General features: G+C 66.7%; 4 protein-coding genes and 1 pseudogene. All 5 read left to right on the top strand.

The genetic code is table 11. The features are described from left to right. A pseudogene (locus tag JS533_RS13180) lies at positions 1-476 on the top strand (phosphoprotein phosphatase); the annotation flags it as partial. After that, a complete protein-coding gene (locus JS533_RS13175; protein WP_241515227.1) occupies positions 473-1,855 on the top strand; it encodes an FtsW/RodA/SpoVE family cell cycle protein in 1,383 nt (460 codons plus the stop codon). The pseudogene JS533_RS13180 and the gene JS533_RS13175, both read left to right, overlap by 4 nt. Next, positions 1,852-3,318, top strand: coding sequence for a peptidoglycan D,D-transpeptidase FtsI family protein (locus JS533_RS13170; protein WP_241515225.1), 1,467 nt, complete (start codon positions 1,852-1,854; stop codon positions 3,316-3,318). The genes JS533_RS13175 and JS533_RS13170 overlap by 4 nt, the downstream gene beginning before the upstream one ends. After that, on the top strand, positions 3,315-4,397 hold the full coding sequence (locus tag JS533_RS13165) for a serine/threonine-protein kinase (RefSeq protein ID WP_241515223.1): 1,083 nt from the start codon (positions 3,315-3,317) through the stop codon (positions 4,395-4,397). Before JS533_RS13170 ends, JS533_RS13165 begins: the two co-directional genes overlap by 4 nt. Next, a partial coding sequence (gene pknB / locus JS533_RS13160; RefSeq protein ID WP_420838669.1) for a Stk1 family PASTA domain-containing Ser/Thr kinase occupies positions 4,394-6,024 on the top strand: 1,631 nt, incomplete at its 3' end. The genes JS533_RS13165 and pknB, both read left to right, overlap by 4 nt.

Here is a 6,024-nt window from a genome sequence, read left to right as displayed (position 1 = left end):
CCGTGCTGGCCGGCCTGGCGTGGGGCGCGTACGCGTGGAGCCAGAGCCGCTACTATCTGGCGGACAGCGACGGCGTGGTGACGATCTACCGCGGCGTGAACACGAATCTGTTCGGCCTGTCGCTGTCGCATAAGGTGAAGAAGACGTCGATCGAGGTGTCGAGCCTGCCGCAGTCGTGGCAGGACCAGCTCGACCAGGGCATCGCGGTGGACAGCTACGATGCGGCCACCGAGCGCGCCTCGTTCATCAAGAGCGAGCTCGACAAGGAGCTCGCGAAGCAGCAGGCCGAGGAGGAGGCCAAGAAGCAGGCGACCGAATCGTCGAACTCCGGCTCGTCCAGTTCGTCCAGTTCGAACTCCGGCGGCTCGTCGTCCGATGGTTCGTCCGATTCATCCGGCAGCGACTCCACGCCGAAGATCGGCGCGGCCGACGACGCGACGAAGTCCGACACGTCAAAGGACGGTGCCGCGCAATGATCACCACCCGTTTGCGCCAGATCTCGCTGCTGCTGTTCGCGATGGCGATCAGCTTCATCGCGTTCTTCCAGATGTTCGAACGCACCACCGGCGGCTTCCCGCAGAACTACGCGGTGCTGCTCGGCGTGGTCGGCGTGATGATCCTCGCCGCGTGGGCGCTGATCATCAAGTTCCAGCCGTACGCGAGCCAGTCGATCATGCCGTGCGTGATCCTGCTCAACGGCATCGGCACGACGATGATCGCGCGCATCGACCAGTCGTCCGGCAAGGACGTGGCGTTCAAGCAGCTGCTGTGGCAGGCGATCGCGATCGTGCTCGCCTCCGCGCTCATCGTGCTCATGCGCGACTATCGCATCCTGCGCCGGTTCTCGTACGTGAGCATGGTCGTCGGCCTGCTGCTGCTGCTTTCGCCGATGGTCCCCGGCCTCGGCATCGACATCAACGGCGCGAGCGTGTGGATCCGCGTGCCGGGCGGCACGATCCAGCCGGCCGAATTCGCCAAGCTGTTCCTCGCGTTCTTCTTCGCCGCATACCTGTTCGACCACCGCGACCAGCTGGCCGTGGGCGGCAAAAAGGTGCTCGGCCTGCAGCTGCCGCGCATCAAGGACCTCGGCCCGATCATCATCATCTGGGGCGTGTCGATGGGCGTGCTCGTCATGCAGCACGATCTGGGCACGTCGCTCATGTTCTTCGCGATGTTCGTCGCAATGCTGTACGTGGCCACCGGCCGCAAAAGCTGGATCGTGATCGGCCTGATCGCGTTCGCCGCGGGCGCCGTGCTCGCCGCGTCGATCTTCAGCCACGTCGGCTCGCGCGTCGACGCCTGGCTGCAGCCGTTCAGCAACGAGCAGTACAACAAGGACTACGGCGGCTCGTGGCAGATCGTCACCGGCATCTTCGGCCTCGCGTCGGGCGGCATGGTCGGCACCGGACTCGGCCAGGGCCACCCCGGCCTGACCACGTACGGCAACTCCGACTTCATCTACACGTCGCTCGGCGAGGAGATCGGCCTGACCGGACTCATGGCCGTGCTCGTGCTGTACCTGATCATCATCGCCTCCGGGTTCATCACCGCCATGAAGATCAAGGACGGGTTCGGCAAGCTGCTCGCCTCCGGACTCGTGTTCACGATGGCGTTCCAGGTGTTCACCGTCGTCGGCGGCGTCACGCTCGTCATCCCGCTGACCGGCATGACCCTGCCGTACGTGGCGGCCGGCGGCTCGTCGCTCGTCGCCAACTACATCCTCGCCGCGCTGCTCATCGTCATCTCGAACTCGGCGAACAAGCCGGAACCGTCCACCGACCTGTCGGAAACGTTCCAGTACGAGGCGCTGGCCGCACTGCGCGACCATGAACTCAAGGAGCGTGGCAACCGATGAACAAGACCCTGCGCCAACTGTTCACGGCCGTGCTCGTGCTGTTCGTCATCCTCGGCATCTCCACGACCATCATCACCGCCATCAAGGCCGACGAACTCAACGCCGACCCGCGCAACGCGCGCGCCCTCTACCGCACGTACGGCGCGCCGCGCGGCCAGATCCTCGCCTCCGACGGCACGGTCATCGCCAAGTCGAACGCGGTCAACGACTCGTTCAAATACCAGCGTTCCTACTCGAACGGCCCCGTGTACGCGCCTGTGACCGGCTACTTCTCGATCACGCAGGGCACCGACCGCGGCCTCGAGGCCTCGCGCAACCAGCTGCTCAACGGCGAGGCCGACACGCTGTTCTGGGAGCGGTTCAAGGCCGTGCTCTCCGGCACGGAGAACACGGGCGCCACGATCGAAACGTCGATCAGCCCCACGCTGCAGAAGCTCGCCTACCAGCTCATGAACGGCAAGGACGGCGCGGTGATCGTCAGCCAGCCGAAGACCGGCCGCATCCTCGCGATGGTGAGCACGCCCAGCTACGATCCGAACCAGCTCGCCTCGCACGACACGAAATCCGCGAACCTCGCCTACCAGCAGCTCGTCGCCGACAGCTCGAATCCGATGCTCAACCACGCCACCAGCCAGCTGTACCCGCCGGGATCCACGTTCAAGACCGTGGTGATGGCCGCGGCGCTGGAAACCGGCAAATACGACCTCACCACGCAGGTGCCGGCCGGCGCGAGCTACACGCTGCCCGGCACGGCCACGGCGCTGACCAACTCGAGCGTGCAGGGCGCCGGCACGAACGGCAAGATCGCCCTGCAGGACGCGCTCGCGTACTCGTCGAACACGGCGTTCTCGCAGCTCGGCGTCGCGCTCGGCGCGGACACGGTCAACGCGATGGCCGAAAAGCTCGGCTACGGCAAGTCGGTCACGCTGGACGGCACGACGTCGACCGGCACGCCGATCAAGTCCGTCGCCGCACGGTTCCCCGCCGACGAGACGGACGACCGGATCGCGCTCGCGTCGATCGGACAGGGCGACAATCTGACGACCCCGCTGCAGAACCTGCTCATCGCGTCCGCGATCGCGAACGACGGCAAGCTGATGCGGCCCACGCTCGTCGACCGCGTACGTTCCAGCGACCTGTCGGTCATCTCCGAAACGGAACCGCAGGTCATGTCGCAGGCGTTCAGCAAGGACACGGCCGACAAGCTGACCACGGCGATGGAATCGGTGATCACCAAGGAATACCCGTCTCTGGAAATCGACGGCGTGTCGGTGGCGGCGAAGACCGGCACCGCGCAGATCGGCGACGCGAACCAGTCGATCGACGGATGGATCATCGGCTTCGCGCCGGCGGAGGATCCGCAGATCGCCGTGTCGGTCGTGGTGCACAACACCGACCTGTACGGCTCCCTGGCCGCGGGTCCGATCATGAAGCAACTGATGGAGGAGGCGTTGAAGCAATGAAACTGATCGAAGGACAGCTCATCCACCGCCGATACCGCCTCGACCGCAGGCTCGCGCAGGGCGGCATGGGCGAAGTGTGGAAGGCGTACGACATCCAGCTCGGCCGGCCCGTCGCCATCAAGGCATTGCGCTCCGACCAGGCCAACGTGGAGGCCAAGCTGCATCGTCTGCGCGCGGAGGCGCACAATTCCGCCAATCTGGCCCACCCGAACATCGCCGCGCTGTTCGAATACTACGAACACGACGGCATCGGCTTCCTCATCATGGAATACGTGCCGAGCAAGTCGCTCGCCGATCTCTACCACGAGAAGGGCGCGATGGACCCGACCGAACTGCTGCCGATCCTCATCCAGACCGCACGCGGCCTGTTCGTCGCGCACAGCCACGACGTGATCCACCGCGACGTCAAGCCGGCCAACATCATGGTCTCCGACACCGGCGAGGTGAAGATCACCGACTTCGGCGTCTCCTACTCGACCAACCAGGAGCAGATCACGCAGGACGGCATGGTCGTCGGCACCGCACAGTACATCTCGCCCGAACAGGCGCAGGGCAAGCAGGCGACCCCGCAGTCCGACATCTACTCGCTCGGCGTCGTCGCATACGAGGGCCTGTGCGGGCACCGGCCGTTCACGGGCGCCACCCCCGTCGACATCGCGGCCGCGCACGTCAACGACCCCGTGCCGCCGCTGCCGGACACGGTCGACTTCCAGCTCGCGCAGTTCGTCATGTCGATGCTGGCGAAGGACCCGCGCGACCGTCCGAAGGACGCGCTCGTCGTTTCACGTACGCTCGCGCGCATCGAACGTCGCCTGCTCGACCAGGCGACCGCGCAGGCCGACGACACGTTCGTCAACCTCGGCCGCATGCCGAGACGCGTCTCCAGTCGGCCGCACGCGGTGAACACGCTGCTGCGATCGCTTGACCCGGGACGGTTCGCGCAGGCGGCCGTCTCCGCCGCACAGCCCGGACGGCCCGACCAGACCGGCGTCCAGCCCCAGCCGGCGGCCGGCACGCATATCAGCTTGAACGGCGCATCCGCGACGACGATGCGCAACACGCGGAAGGAGCAGCAATGAGCATGCCTAATTCGCTCGCCGACGGCCGCTATCAGCTCGGCCAGTCCATCGGCCACGGCGGTATGGCCGAAGTGCGCGTGGCGCTCGACACGCGGCTGGGCCGTACCGTGGCCGTCAAGATCATGCGCGCCGACCTGGCCAACGACCAGATCTTCCTCACGCGGTTCCGCCGCGAGGCGCACGCCGTGGCGCAGATGAACAACCCGAACATCGTGAACATCTACGATTCGGGCGAGGAGACCGTCACCAACGACGACGGCACCACCGAACGCCTGCCGTACCTGGTCATGGAGTACGTCAAGGGCCAGACGCTGCGCGACATCATCAAGGCCAACGGGGCGCTCTCGCAGCGCGACGCCGAACAGGTCATGCTCGGCGTGCTCTCGGCGCTCGAGTACTCGCACCGCATGGGCATCATCCACCGCGACATCAAGCCCGGCAACATCATGATCAGCGAGCAGGGCGTGGTCAAGGTCATGGACTTCGGCATCGCCCGCGCGCTCGACGACTCCGCCGCCACGATGACCCAGTCGCAGGGCGTGGTCGGCACCGCGCAGTACCTCTCGCCGGAGCAGGCGCGCGGCGAGACCGTCGACATGCGCTCCGACCTGTACTCGGCCGGCTGCGTGCTGTACGAGATGCTCACCGGACGCGCGCCGTTCGTCGGCGACTCGGCCGTGGCGATCGCCTACCAGCACGTCTCCGAAGTCGCGACCCCGCCGAGCGCGATCGTGCCCGGACTGCCGAAGATGTGGGATTCGATCTGCGCGAAGGCGATGGCCAAGGACCGGCAGAACCGGTACGCGACGGCCGCGGAGTTCCGCAACGACATCCTCACGTTCATGAACGGCGGCATGCCGGTGGCGGCCGCGTTCAACCCGCTCACCGACCTGGCGAACATGAAGGCGCGGCGCGAGGCCGAGCAGCAGCAGGAAAGCCAGAATCCGACCGCCACGATGGCCATGGGCCAGACCATGCCGATGGGCGCCGGAGTGGCGGGAGGCGTGCCGGGAGCCGGCGCGGGGGAGACCACGGCAACGCAGGCGTTCAACCCAATCACCGGACAGTTCGAGGTCGTGCCGTCCATGCGTCCGGCGGGCGGCGCCGGCGGCGCGGGCGTGCGTTCGCGCGCCGAACAGCGCGCCGCCGCGGCCAAGGCGAAGCGCAAGAAGATCGTGATCGGCTCGGTGATCGGCGGTCTGGCCGTGATCGCGCTGATCCTGGCGGCGTTCTTCATGCTCAGCCGTTCCGGCGGCGTGTCGAACGAGGAGACCGTGCCGGACTTCACGTCGATGTCGAACATCACCGAAGCCAAGGTCAAGGCGCAGCTCGAGGAGCTCGGGCTCACGCTCGACCCGCAGGAGGACAACGACTCCTCCGAGCCGGAGGGCACCGTGACCAAGCAGACGCCCAAGGGCGGCACCAAGGTCGCCAAGGGCAGCACGGTGAAGGTCTGGTTCTCCACCGGACCGCAGTCGATCAACGTGCCGGACGTGTCCAAGGAAACGCAGGAGGCCGCGCGCGCGACGCTGGAACAGGCCGGGTTCACCGTGGCGTCCACCGTCAAGAGCGTGCAGAGCTCCACCATCGATCAGGATCTGGTCGTCAAGACCGACCCGGCCGCGGG

The sequence above is a fragment of the Bifidobacterium amazonense genome (genome assembly GCF_018555435.2).
In the GTDB taxonomy this organism is placed as follows: Bacteria; Actinomycetota; Actinomycetes; order Actinomycetales; family Bifidobacteriaceae; genus Bifidobacterium; species Bifidobacterium amazonense.
Note: the sequence above shows the minus strand (reverse complement) of the source record. Positions and strands in the feature narration are given on the sequence as shown.

Bases quoted from the DNA above. Each gene is read 5' to 3' on its own strand.
- JS533_RS13175 (WP_241515227.1), top strand. From the start codon at position 473: ATGATCACCACCCGTTTGCGCCAGATCTCGCTGCTGCTGTTCGCGATG.
- JS533_RS13170 (WP_241515225.1), top strand. From the start codon at position 1,852: ATGAACAAGACCCTGCGCCAACTGTTCACGGCCGTGCTCGTGCTGTTC.
- JS533_RS13165 (WP_241515223.1), top strand. From the start codon at position 3,315: ATGAAACTGATCGAAGGACAGCTCATCCACCGCCGATACCGCCTCGAC.